Source organism: Blastomonas sp. 34TW (assembly GCF_059803595.1).
The window spans coordinates 26892-43539 of the sequence record NZ_JAPFGW010000015.1 but is presented as its reverse complement, the minus strand read 5'-3'; the positions used below and the strand labels follow the sequence as shown (position 1 = coordinate 43539).

The 16648-nt window shown below is 65.7% G+C and carries 21 protein-coding genes and 1 tRNA gene; 12 read left to right on the top strand and 10 right to left on the bottom strand.

What is annotated here, in order from left to right; all coding sequences use genetic code 11:
* Window positions 1–3 precede the first annotated feature (3 nt).
* A complete protein-coding gene (locus OPU69_RS17130) occupies window positions 4–768 on the bottom strand; it encodes an SDR family NAD(P)-dependent oxidoreductase (RefSeq protein ID WP_498512681.1) in 765 nt (254 codons plus the stop codon).
* A 195-nt stretch (window positions 769–963) separates the two neighbouring features.
* Between OPU69_RS17130 and OPU69_RS17125 the strand changes: the two genes are divergently transcribed.
* From OPU69_RS17125 to OPU69_RS17100, 6 genes are all read left to right on the top strand, one after another.
* Complete coding sequence (locus OPU69_RS17125) at window positions 964–1470, top strand: DUF4345 family protein (RefSeq protein WP_498512679.1); 507 nt, start codon at window positions 964–966, stop codon at window positions 1468–1470.
* 90 nt (window positions 1471–1560) lie between these two features.
* A complete protein-coding gene (gene gspL / locus OPU69_RS17120; RefSeq protein ID WP_498512677.1) occupies window positions 1561–2679 on the top strand; it encodes a type II secretion system protein GspL in 1119 nt (372 codons plus the stop codon).
* Entirely contained in the window at window positions 2676–3155 is a 480-nt protein-coding gene (locus tag OPU69_RS17115) for a type II secretion system protein M (protein WP_498512675.1), read from the top strand. The genes gspL and OPU69_RS17115 overlap by 4 nt, the downstream gene beginning before the upstream one ends.
* Window positions 3152–3871: a type II secretion system protein N gene (gspN, locus tag OPU69_RS17110; RefSeq protein WP_498512673.1), complete on the top strand. Its 720-nt coding sequence runs from the start codon at window positions 3152–3154 to the stop codon at window positions 3869–3871. Before OPU69_RS17115 ends, gspN begins: the two co-directional genes overlap by 4 nt.
* A 159-nt stretch (window positions 3872–4030) precedes the next feature.
* Window positions 4031–5575, top strand: a complete 1545-nt coding sequence (locus OPU69_RS17105; RefSeq protein WP_498512671.1) for an acetyl-CoA acetyltransferase — start codon at window positions 4031–4033, stop codon at window positions 5573–5575.
* On the top strand, window positions 5572–6006 hold the full coding sequence (locus tag OPU69_RS17100; RefSeq protein ID WP_498512669.1) for an acyl-CoA thioesterase: 435 nt from the start codon (window positions 5572–5574) through the stop codon (window positions 6004–6006). Before OPU69_RS17105 ends, OPU69_RS17100 begins: the two co-directional genes overlap by 4 nt.
* 3 nt (window positions 6007–6009) lie before the next feature.
* On the opposite strand, the gene OPU69_RS17095 is transcribed toward OPU69_RS17100, so the two are convergent.
* A complete protein-coding gene (locus OPU69_RS17095) occupies window positions 6010–6762 on the bottom strand; it encodes a ferredoxin--NADP reductase (protein ID WP_060977984.1) in 753 nt (250 codons plus the stop codon).
* Between the two features lie 606 nt (window positions 6763–7368).
* On the opposite strand from OPU69_RS17095, the gene OPU69_RS17090 reads away from it, so the two are divergent.
* The gene (locus tag OPU69_RS17090; protein WP_498512667.1) at window positions 7369–8766 is read left to right on the top strand and encodes a methyl-accepting chemotaxis protein; all 1398 of its coding nucleotides are present in this window, start codon (window positions 7369–7371) and stop codon (window positions 8764–8766) included.
* Window positions 8767–8813: 47 nt separating this feature from the next.
* On the opposite strand, the gene OPU69_RS17085 is transcribed toward OPU69_RS17090, so the two are convergent.
* Window positions 8814–8890, bottom strand: a tRNA-Arg gene (locus OPU69_RS17085).
* 66 nt (window positions 8891–8956) lie between these two features.
* Between OPU69_RS17085 and OPU69_RS17080 the strand changes: the two genes are divergently transcribed.
* Window positions 8957–9715 (top strand): queuosine precursor transporter, encoded by a 759-nt coding sequence (locus OPU69_RS17080; RefSeq protein WP_498512665.1) that lies wholly within the window; start codon window positions 8957–8959, stop codon window positions 9713–9715.
* A 22-nt stretch (window positions 9716–9737) separates the two neighbouring features.
* On the opposite strand, the gene OPU69_RS17075 is transcribed toward OPU69_RS17080, so the two are convergent.
* Entirely contained in the window at window positions 9738–9926 is a 189-nt protein-coding gene (locus tag OPU69_RS17075; RefSeq protein WP_060977982.1) for a PspC domain-containing protein, read from the bottom strand.
* A gap of 47 nt (window positions 9927–9973) precedes the next feature.
* Entirely contained in the window at window positions 9974–10102 is a 129-nt protein-coding gene (locus OPU69_RS17070; RefSeq protein ID WP_273304901.1) for a hypothetical protein, read from the bottom strand.
* 258 nt (window positions 10103–10360) lie between these two features.
* Here OPU69_RS17070 and recF point away from each other — a divergent pair, with 258 nt between their 5' ends.
* Window positions 10361–11443 (top strand): DNA replication/repair protein RecF, encoded by a 1083-nt coding sequence (recF, locus tag OPU69_RS17065; protein ID WP_066112050.1) that lies wholly within the window; start codon window positions 10361–10363, stop codon window positions 11441–11443.
* Here recF and OPU69_RS17060 read toward each other — a convergent pair.
* On the bottom strand, window positions 11437–11646 hold the full coding sequence (locus OPU69_RS17060) for a hypothetical protein (protein WP_060980236.1): 210 nt from the start codon (window positions 11644–11646) through the stop codon (window positions 11437–11439). The genes recF and OPU69_RS17060 overlap by 7 nt on opposite strands.
* 183 nt (window positions 11647–11829) lie before the next feature.
* Between OPU69_RS17060 and OPU69_RS17055 the strand changes: the two genes are divergently transcribed.
* A complete protein-coding gene (locus OPU69_RS17055) occupies window positions 11830–12021 on the top strand; it encodes a hypothetical protein (protein ID WP_060980242.1) in 192 nt (63 codons plus the stop codon).
* 10 nt (window positions 12022–12031) lie between these two features.
* Here the strand turns inward: OPU69_RS17055 and OPU69_RS17050 are convergent, their stop codons facing one another.
* The 3 genes from OPU69_RS17050 to OPU69_RS17040 all read right to left on the bottom strand — a co-directional run bounded on the left by OPU69_RS17050 (window position 12032) and on the right by OPU69_RS17040 (window position 14262).
* Window positions 12032–12763 (bottom strand): GIN domain-containing protein, encoded by a 732-nt coding sequence (locus OPU69_RS17050; protein WP_498512662.1) that lies wholly within the window; start codon window positions 12761–12763, stop codon window positions 12032–12034.
* Complete coding sequence (locus OPU69_RS17045) at window positions 12760–13416, bottom strand: class I SAM-dependent methyltransferase (RefSeq protein WP_498512660.1); 657 nt, start codon at window positions 13414–13416, stop codon at window positions 12760–12762. The genes OPU69_RS17050 and OPU69_RS17045 overlap by 4 nt, the downstream gene beginning before the upstream one ends.
* Before the next feature lie 99 nt (window positions 13417–13515).
* Window positions 13516–14262, bottom strand: coding sequence for a head GIN domain-containing protein (locus tag OPU69_RS17040; RefSeq protein WP_060980238.1), 747 nt, complete (start codon window positions 14260–14262; stop codon window positions 13516–13518).
* Between the two features lie 165 nt (window positions 14263–14427).
* Here OPU69_RS17040 and OPU69_RS17035 point away from each other — a divergent pair, with 165 nt between their 5' ends.
* Complete coding sequence (locus tag OPU69_RS17035) at window positions 14428–15411, top strand: substrate-binding domain-containing protein (protein ID WP_060980239.1); 984 nt, start codon at window positions 14428–14430, stop codon at window positions 15409–15411.
* Window positions 15412–15443: 32 nt separating this feature from the next.
* On the opposite strand, the gene OPU69_RS17030 is transcribed toward OPU69_RS17035, so the two are convergent.
* The gene (locus tag OPU69_RS17030) at window positions 15444–15983 is read right to left on the bottom strand and encodes a winged helix-turn-helix transcriptional regulator (protein WP_498512657.1); all 540 of its coding nucleotides are present in this window, start codon (window positions 15981–15983) and stop codon (window positions 15444–15446) included.
* A gap of 162 nt (window positions 15984–16145) precedes the next feature.
* On the opposite strand from OPU69_RS17030, the gene OPU69_RS17025 reads away from it, so the two are divergent.
* Window positions 16146–16484 (top strand): DUF8200 family protein, encoded by a 339-nt coding sequence (locus OPU69_RS17025; protein ID WP_498512655.1) that lies wholly within the window; start codon window positions 16146–16148, stop codon window positions 16482–16484.
* The last annotated feature ends 164 nt before the right edge of the window (window positions 16485–16648 follow it).

Here is a 16648-nt window from a genome sequence, read left to right as displayed (position 1 = left end):
AACTCAGAACTGGACGCGCTGGGTGAAGCCGCCATCGATGACGATGTTCGCGCCGGTCATGTACGGGCAAGCGGGGCTGGCGACGAAGACGATGGCTTTCGCGACCTCTTCGGGCTCGCCAAACCGGCCCATCGGCATCTTGGCCAGCGTTGCCTCGTACAGCGCCGGCACGGCGCTCTGGATCATCTCCCAATTGCCCCCGGGATAATAGATCGCGCCGGGGGAGATGCAGTTGACGCGGATGTTCTGCGCGGCGAGCGCCTGGCTGAGCTGCGAGCCATAGGTGATCAGCGCGGCCTTGAGCGCGTTGAACGCCTGGGGCGCAACGAAGGTCTCGAGCGCGGCGGTCGAGGACATGAACACGATCGATCCGCTGCCCGATTCGGTGAGCGCCGGGGTCAGCACCTCGACCCCGTGCACCGCGTTCAGGATGTCCATGTCGAGGCAGCGCTGCCAGTCGCCGGTCGCGCCCTGGCCCGAGGCACTGGCGGTGTGGACGAAGATGTCGCAGCCGCCCAGCGCTTCGAGACAGCCGTTCAGCCAGGTCTTGTAGCCTTCGGCATCGCCGGTGATGTCGATCGCGGTGCCGTGCACCTTGCCCGGGCCCGCGGCATCGATTTCCCGGACCGCAGCCTCCACCTTGGCGGGATCGCGCGAGAGGAACGCGACATCCGCGCCCTCTGCGGCGAAATGGCGCAGCGAGGCCAGACCCAGGCCGTGCCCGCCGCCATTCATGATGACCTTCTTGCCGATCAGCCCCAGATCCATCGCCGCTCTCCTCGCCGGTTTTGTTGCAGGCGGCAACGCTATCGGAAAGCCGTTGCGGCGATAACCAGCAAAAGTGACAGCTTGGCCATGCGCGTGCTGCTTGCACCAGTTTACATGGGCCTGCCGGATCGATTGCACTGTCCATCCGTTCATGGGCCAAGCTGGACACGCCTGCCGCCTGTCCATAACAAGGCCATGAAAGCCTTTGGGAAGGGATCGATGCACATGGTCTGGGTCATTCGCCTGCTCGTCGCCGGATTTGCCGCGCTGTTCGTGATTATCGGCGCGCGCGCGCTGCTCGATCCGCAGACGATCATCGCGCAGTTCGAGCTGGGCCAGCAGAACGCGACAGGCCTTTCCGCCATCCGCGCCGATATGGGCGCGTTCTTCATCGGCACCGGGCTTGCCGCATTGATCGGGCTGATGCCGGGCAAGCGCGAATGGCTGCTCGGCGCCGCGGCGATGGTGGCTTTGGCCTTTACCGGACGCGTTTTCGGGCTGATCAGTGATCCGCTCACGGCCAATATCGCGCAGTCGATGATCATCGAGGCGATTTCGGTGGTGCTGCTCGTCGCCTCGTTCGCGATCCTCAGCCCGCGCCGCCTGGCGCCTGCGCCGGTGACAGAGACCCGCGACGAAAATCTTGCTCCCGAGCCGTTCGAGCCGCAAACGACCGGTGACTCGGCCCGCCCGATTGGCTAACGGGAGGTCAGTTGATTCTGTCGCTGACCGGGGGTTTCGCGATCTTGCCTTGGACCTGCTCGCCCGACTCCCCATTGATGGCGCGCTATCATGGCTGATAGCGGCCTGATCGTCACCTGTCCGTCCGGCCCCGATGCCGCGCTGCACTGGTGGCGCGGAGAAGGTGGCCATATCGTGGCGCGGGGTCAGGATTTCACCCCGCCTTCCCAGGCTGCGCGCGATGGCGATGCGCCCGTCATGGCGCTCGTCCCTGCCGCCGATACGGTGATCCGCACGCTCGACATGGGCGACATGAGCGCACCCCAGGCCGAAGCCGCCGCGCGCTATCGGGCAGCCGATCTCAGCATCGGCGGGGATGTCTTCGTCGCGGTGCGCGCGCTGGGCCGGGCCATGGACGATGGCGGGATGCGCGTGCTGTGCGCGACGATTGCGCGCGCGGCGCTGGCCGATCACCTCGCCGAACTGGCGCTGCGCGGCCTCGATCCGGATGTCATCCTGCCCGTTGGGCTGTTGCTGCCTGCGGCCGACCATCCGGTCAGCGCTACGTTCGGCGATCTCGGCGCGGACCGTTTCGGCGACCTCGTCCTGCCGCCCGACGAGGCGCTCGGCGCGTTGCTGCTCGGCGAAGCCGCGCCGGTGTCACTTGATAGCGATGCACGCGATGCCAGCATGATCGCCGCGCTGGCAGAGCCTCCGCTCAACCTGCGCCAGGGCGAGTTTGCGCGCTGCACGCCGCTGTTCGCGCTCGCGCCCGGCCAGGGGCGGACGCTCGCCTGGCTGTTCGGGGCGCTGCTGCTGGTCAGCCTCGCCATCCCCCTGCTCGAGATCGGCAAGAACTATCTCGGCGCCGATCTCGCCGAACGCCGCGCGCTCGCCAGCGCCGAGCGCCATGTTCCCGGCGCGACCGATGCGACCCAGGCCGAAGCGCAGCTCGACGCGAAGCTCGCCGCGCGCGGCACCGGCAACAGCGTGGTCAGCGTGCCGATGTCCGGGCTGCTCGCCGCGATGCAGCCAGTACCCGGGGTCGTCATCCGCCAGGCCGATTATCGCCCTGGCGGCATTGTCGGCGCGATGATCGCCGCCCCCCGCGTCGAGGACCTGAACGCGGTGCTCATCGCGCTGCAGAACAACGGCTACAAGGTGACCGCCGCCAATCGCAGCGATGCGACCGGCCAGGCGGTCGCCGATATCACGGTGTTGGCGCCATGACCGAAGCGGCCAAGAACTGGTTCATTACGCTCACGCGGCGCGAGCAGATCCTGGTCGGCATCGCCGCTTTGTTCGCCGCCGGCGTCATCGGCTTTTTCGGCATCTACACCCCGCTTTACAGCCTCGCGACCGATGCAAAGCGCAGCTTCTACGAGGCGACGATGCAGGCCGGGCGGATCGAGGCCAAGGCGCAGGCGCTTTCACTCCCCGCCGACAAGCGTCCTGCCGAAGCGATCGCCGCGCTGCATCTGCTGCTCGCCAGCGAGGCCGGCGAGCGCGGCTTCACGCTCGATGCCAACACGCCGCAGGGCAATGACCGCGCCGAAATCGCGATCGGTTCGGCGCGCTCGACCGCGTTCCTCGCCTGGCTCGCCGATCTCGAACGGCGCGGCGTGGTGCCCGAAACGCTGGTGATCCGGCGGATGGACAATGGCACCGTCTCGGTCTCGGCGCGGCTGGTGAAGATCGGCGCATGAGCCGCAGCACCAAGCGTGCGGTGATGATCGCGCTGGCATTGCTGCTCGCGCTCATCGTGCTGCTGCCGCTGCGCATCGTGTTCGATGCTGCGGGCCTGGGCGCGCGCGGAGTCAGCGCGCGCGCGGTCGAGGGCTCGATCTGGTCGGGCACGGTGCGCGATCTTCGCATCGGCAAGCTCAGCCTTGGCGATCTGGATGCCGGCCTCTCGCCTGCCGGGCTGCTCGGCGGCGAGCTTGTCCTCGCCATGACCCGCGCCCAGGATGCGCCGGGCCAGCCCCCGCTGGCCTTCAGGCTGGCCAAGAGCGGCGACAGCATCGCGATGCGCGAAGCGGTCGGCGAGATCGCGACCGCGGACCTGTTCGCGCCGCTGCCGCTGCGCTCCGTCAGCCTGGACGGGGTGAATATCGGCTTTGACGGTCGCCGCTGCGCCATTGCCTCGGGCGCGGTGCGGGTGAATATCGAACAGAGCCTGTTCGGGCTGACGCTGCAACGCGGGCTCAGCGGCAATCTGCGTTGCGACGGCGCGGACCTGCTGGTGCCCTTGAAGGGCCAGTCGGGGCTCGAGCAGCTCGACATCCGCATCCGGGGCAATGGCCGCTACAGCGCCGATTTCCGCCTCGGCGGCCTCGCGGCAAGCGCCGGGCCCGCGCTGTCTGCATTGGGCTTCCGGCAGCAGGGCGATGCGATGGCGATCCGGATCGACGGCCGGTTCTGATGGGTGACGGATTGGGCTTCGACCATCCCTTCATCGTCACCCCCGCGCATGCGGGGGAGCCCGCTTCCTCTCAGCCTCGGCGAACAAGCGGGATTCCCGCTTTCGCGGGAATGACGAACGCATAACAATGAAGCCAAAAACACGACAGGAGAGCCCTATATGACCCTTGACCCCAGCACCCCCGTCCTGATCGGTGTCGGCCAGGCGGTCGATCATTGGGACGGCAGCGATGCCGCCGCTGCACCCAGCCCGCAATCGCTGATGCAGCGCGCCGCCGAGGCAGCGCTCACCGATACCGGCGCTGCCGATGCGGTGCGCGCCGCGATCGATGTCGTCACCGTCGTGCGCCATTTCGCCGATAGCGCGCCCGGCATGGTGCCCGAGGGCTTTGGCGGTTGCGACAAGCCGCCGCTGGGACTGGCAAAGCGCCTCGGCGTGACGCCGGCGCGCGCGATCTATTCGATCGTCGGCGGCCAGAGCCCGCAATCTTTGGTCAACGAATTCGCCGCCGCGATCCATGCGGGCGAGGCGCGCTGCGTGCTGCTCTCGGGCTCCGAGGCGATCGCCGCCGCCAAGACCGCCGCGCGCAAGGGCATTACGCTCGACTGGAGCGAGACGATCGAAGGCGCGATGGAGGATCGCGGGCTCGGGCCCATGCTGCTCGACCGGCACGAGCTGAAGAACGGCATCGGCGCGCCGATCCTCACCTATCCGCTCTTCGAGAATGCCCTGCGTGCGCGGCTCGGCCGGAGCAAGGTCGAGCATGTCGCCGAAATGTCCGAGCTCTGGGCCGGGTTCAGCCAGGCCGCCGCGCGCAACCCCTATGCGCAATTCCCCAAAGCGATGAGCGCCGACTATCTCGCGACACCATCGGACGGCAACTATCCGGTCGCCGATCCCTATCTCAAATGGCATGTCGCGCAGGACGCGGTGAACCAGGGTGCAGCGGTGATTCTGACGAGCGTCGGCCAGGCCGAAGCCATGGGCGTACCGCGCGCGCGGTGGGTGTTCCTGCACGGCAGCGGCGAGGCGATGGACAAGCCGGTCAGCCAGCGCGCCGACCTTTCGCGCTCGCGCGCGATCGAGGTGTCGCTGAACGGCGCGCTCGCCAGCGCGGGAAAGGCCACTGCCGATATCGCGCATTACGACATCTACAGCTGCTTCCCGGTCGCGGTGCTGCTCGCCGCCGAAGCGCTGGGCGTCGACTGGCGCACAACCCCGCTGACGCTCACCGGCGGGCTCCCGTTCTCGGGCGGGGCGGGCAACAACTATTCGATGCACGCCATTGCCGCGATGGTCGAGACGCTGCGCGCCGATCCTGGCAGCTATGGCCTTGTCCTCGCCAATGGCGGCTTCCTCTCCAAGGAGGCGGTGGGCATTTACAGCACGGCCGCGCCCGAAAGCTGGTCGCCGGTCGATCACACCCCGATGCAGGCCGAGGTCGATGCGCAACCGTCGCCCGAGCGGCTTGAGGAAGACGCGACCGGCACGATCGAGAGCTATACCATCGGCTATGCCAAGGGCGTGCCCGCGCGCGCGGTGGTGATCGCAAGAACCGACAAGGGCCGCATCGTCGCGCGTCCCGACGATGCCGACAAGGCGGGCCAGCTCGCCGCGCTGGCCGATCCGGCTCGCGATCCGATCGGGCGGACAGTCACCATCCGGCACGCGGACGGCGTCAACAGCTTCACGGTGGCGGCATGAGCCGCCCCGCCCGCCCGGCCCGCGCGCAGTTCCGCAACTTCACGCAGATCAGCACGCGCTGGTCGGACAATGACATTTACGGCCATACCAACAATTCGGTCTATTATTTCTGGTTCGACACGGCGGTGAACGAATATCTGATCCGCGCGGGCGCCCTCGACATTCATGGTGGCAGCGTGATCGGCCTGGTGGTCGAAACCGGCTGCGCCTATTTCGCGCCCACCGCGTTCCCCGACCTGATCCATGCCGGGGTCCGCGTCGATCATATCGGCACCAGCTCGGTGCGCTATGCGGTGGGGCTGTTTGCGAATGATGACGATGCCGCCGCCGCAGCGGGGCATTTCACCCATGTCTATGTCGACCGCGAAACCCGGCGCCCGGTGCCCCTGCCCGATGCGCTGCGCACCGCGCTGGAGGCGATCCGGGCTTGAGGATTAGCCGACGAACGCGCGCTCGAGCACATAGGTGCCGGGCTTGGACTGGGCCCCTTCCTCGAACCCGAGCGATTCGAGCAGCGCGCCGGTTTCCTTGATCATCGCCATGCTGCCGCACAGCATGACGCGGTCGGTCGCCGGATCAAGCGGATAATCGCCCGCCTCGATGCGCGTGGTGATGCGGCGGTTCTCGTCCACCCAGGTCGGGCATTTGGTGACCGAGCAATCATAGACCAGCTGCTTGGCGGCTTCCTCGGCGACCAGCGGATCGTCCTTGAGCTTGCTTTCGAGCAGGTCGCGATAGGCCAGGTCCTGGATCTGGCGCACGGTGTGCTGCACGGTAATCTGCTCGAACCGCTCATAGGCTTCCGGATCGCGGATGATCGACATCCAGGGCGCAAGCCCCGTGCCGGTGCCGATCAGGTGCAGCCGCTTGCCGGGCAGCAGCGCATCGAGCGTGAGCGTGCCGGTGGGCTTGCCGCCGAGCAGGATCTCGTCGCCGGGCTGGATCTTGTAGAGGCGGCTGGTCAGCGGGCCATCGGGCACGATGATGCTGAGGAACTCGAGCGATTCGTCCCACATCGGCGAGGCGACCGAATAGGCGCGCAGCAGCGGCTTGCCATCGACCATCAGCCCCAGCATCACGAACTGTCCGCTGACGAACCGGAACGAGCTGGGCCGCTCGACGGTGAAGGAGAAAAGCCCTTCGTTCCAATGATGCGTGGTCAAAACCTTGGCGGGGGTGAAAGCCATTATCCGTCCGATTAACTGATGTGAATGCGTGCCCTCTAGCAGCATGAATCGCAAAGTGTGAGGAAGGATTGTTATCCGCGGCAAAATTTTGGCTTGGCGGATTGGCGATTCGGCAAACCGGAACTGCGCTAGAGCGCTGATGCGACGATGACCCGCCCGGCATCCTGCAAATATCGAAAAAAAATTTGGGCAATCGCTGCCCGGGCGAAGACGGGCCGTGGGGGAAGCGCAGTTGCGAAACCCGCAAAGATGTCAGTTTCGCAGGTGTCCAATTTTGTGGACAGTCGCAAGCGGTTAACATCGGTCACATCTAAAGCTGCAAGTCACTGCAGGTATATATATTTGAATCGCTACACGGATATCAGTGGAGCTCTGGCGGCAAGCACAGCATACCGGTCGGAATTTGCCGGTATTCTCGCCATTTAGGAACATGACCGCATGCGCCGATGCTCAAGTAATGGTGAAGTAATACGCAGCGGCGCCTCCCAATTCCGGCGTTCAATCGCCATCCGGGTGCCATGTCAACGGCCTCTTCGTTAACCAGTGCTTATCGATTGCAGTCGATGAACGGCATGCGACCTCATCCACGTTTCGCAGCACAGGTTCATGATGATCCACCAGTTCTACGCTCACATGCCGATCCGCAAGAAATTCGACTGGATCATAATCCTGGTGCTGGGATTGATGGCGATCCCGATCGCGGCCGGGTTGACGGGCGGGCTTGGCGCGGCTCCGGGTGCTGGCCAGACGGGCCTTTCGCTTGCCGCGATGGGTTGTATCGCGCTTCTCCTGCTCAAGGCCAAGCAGCTGATCTGTGACCCCTATGTCAGCACCGTTGTCCGCATGGAGGGGCTTGCTGCCGGGGATATCGAAAGTCCGCTCGCGTTTACCGAACACCAGGATTGCGTCGGCCGGATGAACCGTTCGATGCTGGTGTTCCGCGACAATGCCGCAGAACGCAACCGCGCGGAAATGAGCCTGAACACGGTCGTGTCCGAGATCACCACCGGGCTGGAGCAGATGAAGAGCGGCAATCTCGCGTATCGGATCGAGCGCGCCTTCGATGCCGACCATGACAGCCTGCGGACCAGCTTCAACGATACCACTTCGAGGCTCAGCGAGCTTCTGACGCAGACCGCGTCCGCCGCCTCGCACGTTCTGACCGGCGCCACCGAGATCCGCTCGGCCTCGGACGATCTTGCAAGTCGCACCGAGCAGCAGGCGGCCAGCCTGGAGGAAAGCGCGGCCGCCATGCGCGAGGTGACCACCATGGTGCAGCAGACCGCGCAGAATGCGGCAGAGGTCGGCAAGCAGGTCGGGGAGGCGCATGCCGCAGCCGACAATGGCGGTGCGGTTGTCCGCAGAGCCGTGCAGGCAATGGACGCGATCCAGAAATCGTCCGGCCAAATCACCAACACCATCGATGTCATCGACGGCATCGCCTTCCAGACCAACCTGCTCGCGCTCAATGCCGGGGTCGAAGCCGCGCGTGCCGGGGACGCAGGCAAGGGCTTTGCCGTGGTTGCCAACGAGGTGCGCGCGCTCGCGCAGCGTTCCGCCGATGCCGCCAAGGACATCAAGGAACTCATCACCGCGTCGACCACCGGGGTGTCGGATGGGGTTGCCCTTGTCGATGAGACCGGTTCGGTCCTGCTGCAGATCAGCGACCGCGTCGCCGCGATCAACACGCGCATTTCGGAGATCTCCACCTCGGCCCAGGCGCAGGCCGCGCGCTTGCAGCAGGTCAACATTGCCGTCGGCGAGATGGACAAGATGACCCAGCAGAATGCCGCGATGGTCGAGGAAACCAACGCCGCGGCACGCAGCCTGGCAGGGGAGGCCACCAACCTGTCGCAGGTCGTCGATCAGTTCAATGCCGGCCAGAAATCCGGCGCACCCACCATGTCCAGGCCGATGCCCCGCCCGGCACCTGCCGCCCGCGTGCCGATGGTGACCGGCAATCTGGCGCTCAAGGCGGATGCAGAGGACTGGTCGGAATTCTGAGGGCCCGCTGGGACTTATCGACCGGCGCAACGGGCCATCCAGGCGATTGGCGCGCCCTGCAGGAGTCGAACCTGCGGCCTCAAGATTAGAAGTCTCGTGCTCTATCCAGCTGAGCTAAGGGCGCGCGCCTTGGTGAGGGCGCAATAGCGGGCTTTGCAGGTGGGTGCAAACCGCGATATGGCTCGGGGCGATGCAAAGCTCTTCCGCCGAACCCGCCGCCGTCAGCCACAGCCTGCAACCGGGCATCGGCTTCGACCCCGCCACCCACCGCTTCCGCTATTACGATTTCGTCATGGCGGCTTTCGTCACGGTGTTGCTGCTGTCGAACGTGATCGGCGCGGCCAAGCCGACCTTCATCACCATCGCCGGACAGCAATGGGTCTATGGCGCGGGCATCCTGTTCTTCCCGCTGGGCTATGTCATCGGCGACGTGCTCACCGAAATCTATGGCTATGCCCGCGCGCGCCGCGTGATCTGGGCAGGCTTCGGCGCGCTGCTGTTCATGGCGTTCATGAGCTGGGTGGTGGTGAGCCTGCCACCGGCAGAGGGCTGGGACGGTCAGGCGGCCTATGAATCGGTTTTCGGCCAGGTCCCGCGGATCGTGCTCGCCTCGATCGTCGCCTTCTGGGCAGGCGAATTCGTCAACAGTTACGTGATGGCGCGGATGAAGATCTGGACGGCGGGCAAGCTGCTCTGGACCCGCACCATCGGCTCGACGGTGGTCGGCCAGGGCGTCGACAGCCTGATCTTTTATCCGCTGGCCTTTTACGGCGAATGGGAGACCGCCCAAGTCATCACCGTGATGATCACCAACTGGCTGCTCAAGGTGAGCTGGGAAGTGGTGCTGACGCCGGTGACCTATGCCGTGGTCGGCTGGCTGAAGCGGCGCGAAGGGGTGGAGGTGTTCGATACCGCCACCGATTTCACGCCGTTCAGCACCAAAGTCTGACCCGGCATCCTGCCCTCGCCGATCAGCGGTCCGAGGCAATCAGGCCGATGACCAGATAGATCAGCACCGGCGCGCCGATGCCGAACAGCGCGGCGAGCACGAAGGCGATGCGGATCAGGTTCACATCCCAGTCGAAATAATTGGCTAGCCCTGAGCACACGCCCATCAGCTTGCCGTTCGACTTGTCGAGATGGAAAGAGCGGTTGTTCATGATGGTTCCCCTTTAAACCGTAAGTGTGATGGTGGCGTGTCGGCGGATCAGACGATCATCGCCGACATCGTGCCGATTTCCGCCGGACCTACGCTCAGGCCGATGAAAAGTGCCGAGGTAGCGAAAGCGCAGATGGCAGCGACGAGGTTCGTGTTGAATTGCGAGAGCGAGAACATGATGCGGGTCCTTTCAGAGTGTCTGTGTGTCCCTCCGGGCTGTCCGTCGGGAGATGCCAGATACTCTGCACAGCGCGTGCCAAACTGAAAGATCATTGCTTCTCAACACGTTATACACGATGAAGCAATTCTTGCCATTGGCTGAATGCGAAATTTTGGGAATATTCACGATGTTTTGGCGCGACACCATTAGCTCGTTGCCGCGCCGCGCCGATTTTGCGCGCATGGCTCCGCCAAAGCCGCTATAGCGGGCCGCAGATGGCGCTTTCTTCCCTCTCGCTGACCCAGTTTCGCAACCATGAGGCGACCCGGCTTCAGGCGGGGGCGCGGTTCAACGTGATCTGGGGCGATAATGGCGCGGGCAAGACCAATATCCTCGAGGCGATCTCGCTGCTCGCGCCCGGTCGGGGCATGCGCCGCGCGGCAATCGAGCAGATGGCGCGGCAGGGCGGGCCGGGCGGGTTCACCGTCGCAGCCGCGCTGGCCGAAGAGGAGGTGCGCATCGGCACCGGCACCGCCGCCGACGCGCCCTCGCGGCGGCAGGTGCGCGTCAACGGCGCTGCAGCAGCTGCGAATAGCCTTGCCGACTGGCTCGCCGTCGTCTGGCTGACCCCGGCAATGGACCGGCTGTTCCTCGAGAGCGCAGGCGGCAGGCGGCGGTTTCTCGACCGGCTGGTGCTGGCGCTGCACCCCGCACATGCCCGGCACGCCGCGCGCTACGAGGCGGCGATGCGCGAGCGCAACCGGCTGCTCGCCGCCGATCGCCCCGCTGATCCCGGCTGGATCGACGCGCTGGAAGCGCGGATGGCAGAGCATGGCGCGGCGATCGCGCTCGCCCGGGCCGATACGCTGGAAGCGCTCGATGCGCAGATCGCGACGTTAGAGGTGGGGCCCTTTGCCCAGCCCGCGCTGGCGCTCGAACGCAAGGGACCGGTCGAGGCCGATGCGCTTATCGCCGCATTGCGATCTGGGCGGTCGCGCGATGCCGGAGCAGGCCGCGCGCTCGCAGGGCCGCATCGCGACGACCTGATCGTCACCATGCGCCAGAAGGGCCAGGCGGCGGCACTGTGTTCGACCGGCGAGCAGAAGGCGATGCTGATCGCGATCATCCTGGCGCATGCCGATCTAGTCGCCGAGCGGCGCGGCAGCCGTCTTATCCTGCTGCTCGACGAGGTCGCCGCGCATCTCGACCCGGCGCGGCGCGCGGCGCTCTACGAACAGCTCGCCGACCGCTCAGGCCAGGTCTGGATGACGGGCACCGATGCGTCGCTGTTCGACGCCGTGCCGCTATCGGGCCGCGCCGACTGGTGTGTTAGCGGCGGGGTGGTTTCGCCTCAGTGAATGGTGCCGATGCACTGATCGAGCGATAGGATCACCAACAGCCGCTCGATCTGCCGCCAGTGGCAGAAATGGATGTGATTGCCGCGCGCCCGCGCTGCCTCGGCCCGGTCGGAGGCCTCGATGCCTGCCGTCTCGCCATAATGCGAGAGCAGCTTGCAGGCGTCCTCATAGGCTTCGCGGCTTCCAATATAGGGCGGGTTCATGGGCGCGTTCGGGTCCTCTTTCCTCGTGCCGGCAAAGCTGCCGGCGCCGCGTCCGGATGGGGATACAGGCAGGCCGTGCAGGAAGGTTCAACCGGCATGGTAAATTGGGCGTTAGGCTTTGCAACCGGTGTCAGCAGCGATTGGCGGTGGCAAAAGCCGCGCGCGCATGGCAAGGGCGCGGTCATGGTCAATCAGACATCAGGCAACCGTCAGCCCCCGGCCCGCGCAGGCGGCGTATTCATGGCTTTGGGCACGCTGGCAGGCACCGTCATCGGCGGGTTCATGGGCCAGCCCTCGATCGGCTTTCTCGCGGGCCTGGGCGGCGGCGCAGCGCTGCACGGCGTGATCTGGTACATGGACCGCCGCAAGGGCTGATCGCCCCCTGTCAGCGGGCAGCAGCGGCAATCTCGGCTGCGCCGCACAGGATGGCATTGGCGCCGGTCTGGCGCACCGTGCATTGCGGCGTGCCGCCGATCGCGATGTCCGCCCCGCCCTTCACTGCGATCCGCGCCGGGCCAGCGACGCTGAGCTTCGCGCGCACCGGCCCCTCGCCGATCAGTTCGAGCGCGCCCAGGGCAAGCCCCATCCCTTCGATCAATCCGTCGCCGAGCATCACCGCGCGTGCGCTGGCCGCCTTGCCGCCGATCTTCAGGCTGCCGCTGCCGTTGACGTTGAGCGCCAGCGCCTCGGCCACGACCGCGCCGATCTCGACCGAGCCGTTGCCATCCATGGTCGCGCTGGGCCGCGTGCCGCTCAGCGCATCGATCTTTGCACTGCCATGGCCCAGCAGGGTGAGCGACTGGACGCTGCGCGCATCGAGCCGCACCAGCGGCAGCGCCTCGGGGACCTTCGGGCGATAGCGGCGCTCGGTAGGCAGGCTGGTGCGCGCACGGCGGATGTAAAGCGTGCCGCCCTGAACCCGCATCGACAGCGATTCGAGCGCGCGCGGATCGCCGCTGGCCACCGCAAAGGGCGCCGCGCCAGAGCGTATCTCCACCGCGACATCGCCCTCGATCCGGACCTTGTCGAACGGCGAGAGGGTGAAGCGCCTGTCCGCTGCCTGCGCCGATTGCGGCAACAGCAGTGCCAGAGCGAGAATCGGAACGTACCGCTTCATGCGCGCGCCTCGCCCATCTCGATCCAGCCGAGAAAGCGCGGCGTCTTGGGCATGTAGCGGCTGTCGCAGCCGCTCAGCCGGAAGCCCTGACCGGCAAGGGCGCTGCTGACCGGGCGGGTCAGATGGCATCCGCCGGCGATGCGCTTCCACACGGGTTCGATCCGCTGTTGCCAGCGTGCCGGGCCGGGATCGGGCGCCGCACCATGTTCGAGGAACAGGATCGTTCCACCGGGCGCCAGCACGCGGCGCATTTCGCGCAGAACGGCCGCAGGATCGCGCACCGAGCACAGGGTGAAGGTGGTGAGCACCGTATCGAAGCTGCCATCTGCAAAGGGCAGGCTTTCGGCAAAACCGGCGCGGAAATCGGCATCGAAGCCGCGCGCCTTCGCCTTGCCGCGCGCGGTGTCGAGCAGTTGCGGCGAAGGATCGACCCCGGCGAGCGCCGTGACCCGGGCGCGGTCATAATGATCGAGGTTGATGCCGCCGCCGCAGCCGAGTTCCAGCACCCGGCCCTGGGCGCGCGGCACGATGCGGCTGCGCGCCTTGGCGATGGCGGGCTGGCCGCAGCAGAAGGTGATGAGGCGCGGCATCATGTGCCTGTCCCAGAAACCGGGCTGGTCGGCGGCCTTCACCGGATTGTCGTTGTTAGTCAATGCGCTCTCCCCCGCCCCGGCAAAGCCAGGAACGGGGGCGAGTGTCTAGCATGGCTGGCGACCATGCAACCGCTTTTGCGCCTCGCGCGCGCCGGCGGATCAGCCGCAGGTGATCGTGCCCGAACCCATCGAGCTGCTCTTGCATTTGGCCTTGCCCTTGATGGTGACATCGCCCGAGCCCATCAGCGCCGCATCGACCGAGCCATCCGAAGCCATGGTCACATCGCCCGATCCGGCGATCGAGATATCGACAGTCGGGCTGGAAAAGCGTTCGCCGAGCACGCTGCCCGATCCGGCGATCGAGATGTCGGTATTGTCGGCACTGCCCGCGAGCTTGAGCGAGCCGCTGCCGGCGACTGCGCCGTCGAGCTTCTTGGCGGTCAGCTGTGCGATATCGGCCGTGCCCGATCCGGCGACGCTCAGCTCGATCTCGTCGCCTTCCATCCGGTCGACCTTTGCCGAGCCCGAGCCGGCCAGCACCAGCGCGCGAAGCGCAGGCGCGCTGATCTTGATATCGGCCTCGCCCGAATCGCTGAAGCTGAAGGCCGATTTCTTGCGGCGGATGCGCAGTTCGCCGTCGCGAACGCGAAATTGCAGCTTTTCCAGAGCCTTGTCGTCGCCCGAAGCGCTGACCGCATGCTCGCCCTGGGTGGTGAAGGTGATATTGTCCGGCCCGGCCAGCGTGATCCGGTCGAAAGGTTCGCCCGACCATTTGGACGACCAGCCTTCATCCGAACCGCCCGATTCGTCCTCGATCAGCACCTCGGCACCGTCAACCATATTGCAGCCTGCGACCGCGACAGCGGCGGCAGCCGCAACCAGAGCGTGTTTCCAAGTGACGGCCATGACGATACTCCTTGCGTGTGTTGCTGTATTAATACAGGGAGAGTAGCGAAAACGCAAGCTGAAGCTGACAAGACGCTCGACGGTTCGTCGCCAAGTGTCTAGAACCATTGGCGGGGGGCGGCGCAGCATCTTTGGGGAAAGGCGCGTACCATCAGCAAGATCGGGATGCAGGAGCTCGCGGAGCTCGCTGGAGTGTCGGTGTCCACGGTGTCGCGGGCGCTGGCAGGAAAGACGATCATCAACGCCAAGACGCGCGAACGCGTGGTCGAACTGGCGCGCCTGCACGGCTTCAAGCCGAATCAGGTCGCCCAGAATCTCCGCCTGCGTCGCGCGCAGGCGATCGGCGTGGTCATGCCGATGGGCCATGAGGTCGATCAGCACCCGTCCGATCCGTTCTTCATGACCATGCTCGGCTATCTCGCCGATGCGCTGACCGAGCGCAATTTCGACCTGCTGCTCTCGCGCGTCATTCCGTCTGGCGATCACTGGCTGGACGATCTGCTTGATTCGGGGCGAGTCGATGGCGCGATCGTCATCGGCCAGTCGGACCAGATGAAGGTGCTCGAGGCGGCCGCCGAGCGGCACCGCGCGCTGATGGTCTGGGGCGCGCGGATCGAGGGCCAGCGCCATGTCACCGTGGGGTCGGACAATGTCCGCGGCGGATATATCGCCGGGCGGCACCTCATCGAGCGCGGCAAGCGCAAGCTGCTGTTCCTGGGCAATCCGAGCCCGCCCGAATTCGGCCAGCGCCAGCAGGGCTTTTTGCAGGCCTGTGCCGAGGCAGGGCTGTCGCACAGCGCGCATACGCTGCCGATCCATCTCACGTCCGAGGCTGCCTATAGCGCGGCGAGCGCGTTTCTTGACGAAAATCCCGGCATCGACGGCATCTTCGCATCCTCGGATGTGGTGGCGATGAGCGCGCTGAGGGCGCTGTCCGAACATGGCCTGTCGGTGCCCGGCGATGTTGCTGTCGTCGGCTATGACGACATCATGCTGGCGGCGCACACCAATCCGCCGCTGACGACGATCCGCCAGGACCTGCAGGCCGGCGCGCGGATGCTGGTCGACATGGTGTTCCGCCAGATCGATGGCGAAATCTGCGAACCGGTGCAGCTGGAGCCCGAACTGATCGTCCGCGCGACGAGCTAAATCGGGCGGGTCATCGGCGCCGGTGCGCGGCGTCAGATGCTCGCGATGCGCTTGACCACGCCATCGTGGTCATTGTCGTCGCCATCGGCGGCGTTCAGATCGGCCAGATCGATCCAGCACAGGTCGTGGTGCGTCAGCACGCGGCCATCATGCGCGCGGAGCGAGATCGGCTGGATCGGACGGCGATCGCGCTCGTCGACCAGCACCGGGTTGGACGGCACGCCGCTTTCCCATTTCTCGCCCCATTGGCGCAGCGCGATCATCGTCGGCAACAGGTCGAGACCCTTGTCGGTGAGACGATATTCGATCTTGCGCCGATCATCGACACAGGGCGCGCGCTTGAGGATGCCACTTTCGACCAGCCGGGTCAGGCGGTTGGACAGGATGTTACGGGCAATGCCGAGTTCTTCCAGAAATTCCTCGAAATGGTGCAGCCCGTTGAACGAGGCGCGCAGGATCATGAACGACCAGCGCTCACCCATCGTCTCGAGCGCCTGAGGCAGGCTGCAACAGGCTGCAATCTCGGCGAGCGGTTCGCGCAGTTTGTTGGGGTTGCCGTGGGTCATGATCATCAAATCCAGTTTCAAACCGCCATCTTATCGAAAAATGCGGCCTTGCCAATGAAAATTCAGTTTCTAGTTGCAACTCGAAACCTATTCGTATAGGTAGTGATTCGCAACTGAAATTGCACCCCCCGATTTCCTCCCCGGGAAAACCGTTAGAAAGGACACGCCATGCCCCGCTTCACCAAGACCCTGACCCAGATCGCTTTTGTCGCCGCCGCCTCGCTGACCAGCATGGTGATGATGCAGGCGAGTACCGCCAGCGCCCAGGCCCCGGGCAGCAGCTATTTCACTGCGGAACTCGCCGCACCCGTCGAAAAGACCACCAAGATCATCCAGGGCGTCGTGTGGCAGTGCGAAGGCACCGTCTGCACCGGATCGAAAGCGACCTCGCGCCCGATCAACGCCTGCACGCGTCTGTCCCGCAAGATGGGCGATGTCACCGCCTTTACAACCCGCAACGAGGCGATGGCCGGCGAAGAGCTCGCCTCCTGCAACGCCAAGGGCTGATTGATCGAACCGCTTCCGGTCGGGTGACCAGGACCTGCGATACTCCCACATCGTATGCCCCTGCCGCCCGGCAAACCTGCCGCGCCTGTGCGAGAACCCCCTTGATGCCCTGGTCCCTTGCCCCGAGCGACCCCGACCATGGCCCCTCGCACAGGCGCGTTTTT

Excerpts from the sequence above, each read along its gene's own strand:
- OPU69_RS17035 (WP_060980239.1), top strand. The coding sequence starts at position 14,428 with ATGCAGGAGCTCGCGGAGCTCGCTGGAGTGTCGGTGTCCACGGTGTCG.
- OPU69_RS17100 (WP_498512669.1), top strand. The coding sequence starts at position 5,572 with ATGAGCCGCCCCGCCCGCCCGGCCCGCGCGCAGTTCCGCAACTTCACG.
- OPU69_RS17095 (WP_060977984.1), bottom strand. The coding sequence starts at position 6,762 with ATGGCTTTCACCCCCGCCAAGGTTTTGACCACGCATCATTGGAACGAA.
- OPU69_RS17125 (WP_498512679.1), top strand. The coding sequence starts at position 964 with ATGAAAGCCTTTGGGAAGGGATCGATGCACATGGTCTGGGTCATTCGC.
- OPU69_RS17080 (WP_498512665.1), top strand. The coding sequence starts at position 8,957 with ATGCAAAGCTCTTCCGCCGAACCCGCCGCCGTCAGCCACAGCCTGCAA.
- OPU69_RS17060 (WP_060980236.1), bottom strand. The coding sequence starts at position 11,646 with ATGAACCCGCCCTATATTGGAAGCCGCGAAGCCTATGAGGACGCCTGC.
- gspN (WP_498512673.1), top strand. The coding sequence starts at position 3,152 with ATGAGCCGCAGCACCAAGCGTGCGGTGATGATCGCGCTGGCATTGCTG.
- OPU69_RS17070 (WP_273304901.1), bottom strand. The coding sequence starts at position 10,102 with ATGTTCTCGCTCTCGCAATTCAACACGAACCTCGTCGCTGCCATCTGC.
- OPU69_RS17050 (WP_498512662.1), bottom strand. The coding sequence starts at position 12,763 with ATGAAGCGGTACGTTCCGATTCTCGCTCTGGCACTGCTGTTGCCGCAA.
- OPU69_RS17030 (WP_498512657.1), bottom strand. The coding sequence starts at position 15,983 with ATGATCATGACCCACGGCAACCCCAACAAACTGCGCGAACCGCTCGCC.
- OPU69_RS17130 (WP_498512681.1), bottom strand. The coding sequence starts at position 768 with ATGGATCTGGGGCTGATCGGCAAGAAGGTCATCATGAATGGCGGCGGG.
- gspL (WP_498512677.1), top strand. The coding sequence starts at position 1,561 with ATGGCTGATAGCGGCCTGATCGTCACCTGTCCGTCCGGCCCCGATGCC.
- OPU69_RS17025 (WP_498512655.1), top strand. The coding sequence starts at position 16,146 with ATGCCCCGCTTCACCAAGACCCTGACCCAGATCGCTTTTGTCGCCGCC.
- OPU69_RS17105 (WP_498512671.1), top strand. The coding sequence starts at position 4,031 with ATGACCCTTGACCCCAGCACCCCCGTCCTGATCGGTGTCGGCCAGGCG.
- OPU69_RS17040 (WP_060980238.1), bottom strand. The coding sequence starts at position 14,262 with ATGGCCGTCACTTGGAAACACGCTCTGGTTGCGGCTGCCGCCGCTGTC.
- OPU69_RS17115 (WP_498512675.1), top strand. The coding sequence starts at position 2,676 with ATGACCGAAGCGGCCAAGAACTGGTTCATTACGCTCACGCGGCGCGAG.
- OPU69_RS17090 (WP_498512667.1), top strand. The coding sequence starts at position 7,369 with ATGATGATCCACCAGTTCTACGCTCACATGCCGATCCGCAAGAAATTC.
- OPU69_RS17055 (WP_060980242.1), top strand. The coding sequence starts at position 11,830 with ATGGTCAATCAGACATCAGGCAACCGTCAGCCCCCGGCCCGCGCAGGC.
- OPU69_RS17075 (WP_060977982.1), bottom strand. The coding sequence starts at position 9,926 with ATGAACAACCGCTCTTTCCATCTCGACAAGTCGAACGGCAAGCTGATG.
- recF (WP_066112050.1), top strand. The coding sequence starts at position 10,361 with ATGGCGCTTTCTTCCCTCTCGCTGACCCAGTTTCGCAACCATGAGGCG.